The 5000-nt window shown below is 58.7% G+C and carries 2 protein-coding genes, 1 tRNA gene and 2 rRNA genes (2 of these 5 only partly in view); all 5 read right to left on the reverse strand.

The window, feature by feature from the left end; translation table 11 throughout:
• Positions 1 to 1423, reverse strand: partial view of a Na+/H+ antiporter NhaC family protein gene (locus tag K3177_RS14495; protein WP_221598803.1) — the 5' portion only. It extends 11 nt beyond the left edge of the window; 1423 of the gene's 1434 nt are visible here — the first part of the coding sequence; its start codon is at positions 1421 to 1423; its stop codon lies off the left edge, out of view.
• 2 nt (positions 1424 to 1425) lie between these two features.
• Positions 1426 to 2586 carry a trans-sulfuration enzyme family protein gene (locus K3177_RS14500; protein WP_221598804.1) on the reverse strand — a complete coding sequence of 387 codons (1161 nt, stop codon included), beginning with the start codon at positions 2584 to 2586 and terminating at the stop codon, positions 1426 to 1428.
• 309 nt (positions 2587 to 2895) lie between these two features.
• Positions 2896 to 2972, reverse strand: a tRNA-Met gene (locus K3177_RS14505).
• Positions 2973 to 3091: 119 nt separating this feature from the next.
• Positions 3092 to 3206: ribosomal RNA gene (gene rrf, locus K3177_RS14510) — 5S ribosomal RNA — on the reverse strand.
• A gap of 168 nt (positions 3207 to 3374) precedes the next feature.
• Positions 3375 to 5000 (reverse strand): 23S ribosomal RNA (locus K3177_RS14515) (it continues 1166 nt past the right edge of the window).

A 5000-nucleotide genomic window follows, 5' to 3' on the forward strand; every position in this document is an offset into this window, starting at 1 on the left:
TGAATTTCCGGGCCAAAAAGAGGGCGGCAGCAAGCGAAGTGACTGGGCCGAGCCAGCAGAAAACGGCCCAAGGTGCCAGCGCAAGAGTCGGAACACCCAGCGTCGACGCCATGAACACGCCGGATACCGTCCATGGCATCAGCGGCTCCGTCACCGTGACGGAATCCTCGATCGTGCGAGACAGATATTGCGGTTCCAGATTGCGCTCTGCAAACGGGCGACGAAACAGCCCACCGACGATAAGCGCAGTCACGCCGCCATGGCTGGTCATTGCGACCATGATCGCCCCCGCTGCCATAGTGGCAGCCACCAAGCTCACGACCGATTGAACCAAACCCAGGAGTGCGTTCAACAAGCGGTCGATCGCGCCCGACACTTTCATTCCGGCAGCCAGCAGGAATGCCGCGATGATGAACAGGAGCGTGCCTGACATCGACATGAGCCCTCCCCGGTCCAGCAGGTTCTCGACGCTCGGAGTAAATTCCGCGCCGGTCAGGTTCACTGCTGCGGAAAACCCGTCGACGAAACTGGCGACCGCGCCCACGAACGAAAATCCCTGGCCAAAGATGCCGACGAACAGGGCGAGAACGGATGAGGCGAGGATCACAAGGGCGGGCGGTTTGCGTAGCGCAATCCCGACGAGCGCAACCAGTAACGGCAATGCCGCCAGCGGTCCGAGATCGAACGCGCCGACAAGTTCGCCTTTGATCAGCGCCGCGTCCGAGGACGCCAAGGTCCCACTGGAAACACCTGCCAGTCCGAGCCCGGCAAACGTCACGATCGCAACCACCGCCGCCGGCAGGCTGGTCCAGAGCATGCAGCGAATGTGATCGTACAAATCCGCTCCCGCACCGATTGCGGCGATATTGGTCATGTCGGACAGTGGCGACAGCTTGTCGCCGAAATAGGCCCCGGACACCACGGCCCCGGCGACCGGCGCGAGCGGCAGGCCCATCGCCTGCGCTGCGCCCATCAGGGCAACCCCGATCGTTCCGGCGGAGCCCCATGACGTGCCGGAAATGAGGGACATCACCGCAGTTGCAACGAAGGCCGTCAAAACCATGAAGCGCGGATCGATGAGATCGATACCGAGAACGACCATCATCGGTATCGTGCCGCTGAACATCCAGCTGCCGATCAGCGCCCCGATCGTCAGAAGAATGAGGATGGCGGGCAGCGCATCGGCAATCTGTCGCCCGGTTTCCTGCTGAATCTCCAGCCAGCCTGCCCCCGCCTTGCGTGCAACAAGACCGGCAATGGTGGCCGCGAAGAGAATGGAGAGCAGCAGTGTACCGCCGCCCGTGCCAACCGTTGCCATGCTGATACCGATCGCACCGAACAGTGCGATGATCGGCAGCAAGGAAAGGCCAAGCGAAAGTGGTGGCCGTGGCTCCGGCGCCGGACCGGAATGCGCTTCAGCCATGCTCACAGCGCCTGATCCAGATCTTCGATCAAGGCGTGCGCCCCCTCGAATCCGATCGACAGTCGCAGAAGACCTGCCGGGATGCGCGGCCCCTCGCCGCCCTTGCCCATCGGGTCGCTCTTGTGACCAGTGATGACAAGGCTCTCCGCCCCGCCCCAGCTCACAGCCTTTCCGAACAGTCGCAGACGGTTGGCGACTGCTACGGCACGCGCGAAGCCTCCCTCGGCAAGTTCGAAAGAGAACAGGCCGGAATGGCCCCGCCAGCCATCGGCATCGGCCTGCGTGGCCCCTGCCAGCTGCGGATGGAAGACGCGCGCCACGTCCGAACGGTTGTCCAGATATCTGGCAAGGCAAAGCGCATCTTCATGGTGGCGCCGGATTCGTGTGGGCAATGTCATCAATCCGCGCAGGAACAGGAAGGCCTCCAGCGGCTGCATGACGGCGCCCAACAGCATGTAGGCGTTGTAGAAAACCCGCTCGATCAGCTCTGCCGATCCGATCAGCGCGCCGCCCACGGCATCGCTGTGGCCGCCGATATACTTCGTACAGCTGTGGATCGCCAGGTCGACGCCCAACTCGATCGGCTTTTGAAGCAGCGGCGTTGCAACCGTATTGTCGATGACGCTCAGCGCGCCGAGTTCCCGGGCGAGCTTCGCAATGGCTCTGACATCGATACGCTGAAACAGCGTCGAACCCGGACTTTCCATGAACACCATGCGTGTTTCATCGCGCATGGCCGCACCGATTGCGGCGACGTCTGCCGTGAAGACCTGACCGTGCGATACGCCGAAATCTTCGAGACGCCGCGCCAGTTCCAGGGTCGGTCCGTAAATGTCGTTGACGAAGAGGACATGATCGCCCGCTTTGAGCAGGCCGAAAAGCGTAGCGCCGATGGCGCCCATGCCACTGGCAAAGCATTTGCACGCTTCGCCCCTCTCCAGTTCGGCCAGTGTGCGTTCGAGCACCTGGACAGTAGGGTTCGTACCGCGCGAATAGACATTGGCGGCATTTTCGCGCGCAAGGTCTCGGTGCAGTTCCTCCATCGTCTCCTTGCGGAAGATCGAAGCCTGCGCGATCGCCGGCAGTACCATTCCTGAGCATTCGGCAACCGGCTCTGCCGCGCGCAGGCAAAGCAATTCGTCGCGCGGATCCAGTTCAAGCATGTGTGGTGTCACCATGTGCGAAGTGCCGCCGGGAAATCAGAGCCCCCCTCATCGCTACGGCATCGATCCCGATCATTTTCATTCGGCAGGGTTACACTGCCGAATGAAAAATAATCAATGATGAGAACGACCGACTTCGGCACATGATACACGAAGTCGGCTAAATTACCGGATCGACCAGATGCGCCCCTCATCTAGCTTCGCATCCGGAACTGCCGGGCGCTTCTGTTCCGCGCGCCTCTATTTCGCGCGTGATTCTGGGAGGCATAAAAAAGGGGCTCTGCCGGTTGGCGGAGCCCTTGTTTGTTTTGGTTGCGGGGGTTGGATTTGAACCAACGACCTTCAGGTTATGAGCCTGACGAGCTACCGGACTGCTCCACCCCGCGGTACCGTATGTGTGTCTTCTGGATGGTATCCAGAGACGAAAAAGCCGCCGCGCGGTGTGCACCGGCAGCGGCTTTTTTGAAATTGTGAATGGGTTTGTACCGAGCCCGTCTGCTATAATGCCTGGCGACGACCTACTCTTCCAGTGCTTAGGCACTAGTACCATCGGCGCTGTCCGGTTTCACGTCCGAGTTCGAGATGGGATCGGGTGGGTCACAGACGCTATAGCCACCAAGCAATAAAGCAGGCGGGCTGGTCGCCCTGGGTAAACCCAAGGGGACCGGTTCGGTATTTTAAATCGATGTTTGTTGAGCTTTTGAGGGCTTATCCGGCTTCGAAGTTTCCTCCGATCGCGGACAGCCTGACCTGTGTAAGAACAGGGCTGTCGTTGATGGTATGGATCCTACAAGCGCGAAAAGAACTATTAGGACCGGTTAGCTCCACACATTACTGCGCTTCCACACCCGGCCTATCAACGTCATGGTCTATGACGGTTCGAAGATTGCTTATCTCAAGGGAGGCTTCCCGCTTAGATGCTTTCAGCGGTTATCCCGTCCGTACATAGCTACCCTGCGGCACCCTTGGCAGGATGACAGGTACACCAGAGGTACGTTCACCCCGGTCCTCTCGTACTAGGGGCAACTCCTTTCAACAATCGACGCCCACGGCAGATAGGGACCAAACTGTCTCGCGACGTTCTGAACCCAGCTCACGTACCACTTTAATTGGCGAACAGCCAAACCCTTGGGACCTGCTCCAGCCCCAGGATGTGATGAGCCGACATCGAGGTGCCAAACGATTCCGTCGATATGAGCTCTTGGGAATCATCAGCCTGTTATCCCCGGCGTACCTTTTATCCGTTGAGCGATGGCCCTTCCACGAGGGACCACCGGATCACTATGACCGACTTTCGTCTCTGCTCGACCTGTCGGTCTCGCAGTCAGGCATGCTTATGCCATTGCACTCTTGCAGACGGTTTCCAACCGTCCTGAGCATACCATCGCGCGCCTCCGTTACTCTTTAGGAGGCGACCGCCCCAGTCAAACTACCCGCCACAGAGGGTCCCTACACCGGCTAACGGTGCGAGGTTAGACATCAGAAAATCACAGGGTGGTATTTCACCTATGGCTCCACGACAGCTGGCGCCGTCGCTTCAAAGCCTCCCACCTATGCTACACAGTAATTTCCTAATGCCACTCTGAAGCTGCAGTAAAGGTGCACGGGGTCTTTCCGTCTAACCGCGGGTACTCCGCATCTTCACGGAGAATTCAATTTCGCTGAGCATATCCTGGAGACAGTGGGGAAGTCGTTACGCCATTCGTGCAGGTCGGAACTTACCCGACAAGGAATTTCGCTACCTTAGGACCGTTATAGTTACGGCCGCCGTTTACTCGGGCTTCAATTCGGAGCTTGCACTCCTCCTCTTAACCTTCGAGCACCGGGCAGGCGTCACACCCTATACGTCGTCTTGAAGCCGACTTAGCAGAGTGCTGTGTTTTTGCTAAACAGTCGCTACCCCCTGGCCTGTGCCCCCCACAAAGACTTGCGTCGATATGGGGCCTCCTTCTTCCGAAGGTACGGAGGCAATTTGCCGAGTTCCTTCAGGATACTTCTCTCAAGCGCCTTGGTATACTCTACCTGACCACCTGTGTCGGTTTCGGGTACGGTCTATATGAAGAGGCTATTTCCTGGAACCGCTTGGCTGCCCTCTCAATCCAATAAGAGAAAACAACTTCCACGATCCGTCACACATCTTCAGGCCCACGAATATTTACGTGGTTCCCATCGACTACCCCCTTCGGGCTCGTCTTAGGGGCCGGCTAACCCTGCGCCGATTAGCGTTGCGCAGGAACCCTTGGTCTTTCGGCGAGAGGGCATCTCACCCTCTTTGTCGCTACTCATGTCAGCATTCGCACTTCCGATACGTCCAGAGTCGGTTACCCTTCTCCTTCGCTCGCTTACGGAACGCTCCGCTACCGCTCAGAATAAATTCTGAACCCTAAGCTTCGGTGCATATCTTTAGCCCCGTT

Source organism: Qipengyuania pacifica (assembly GCF_019711555.1).
GTDB lineage: Bacteria > Pseudomonadota > Alphaproteobacteria > Sphingomonadales > Sphingomonadaceae > Qipengyuania > Qipengyuania pacifica.

Bases quoted from the DNA above. Each gene is read 5' to 3' on its own strand.
- K3177_RS14500 (WP_221598804.1), bottom strand. From the start codon at position 2,586: ATGCTTGAACTGGATCCGCGCGACGAATTGCTTTGCCTGCGCGCGGCA.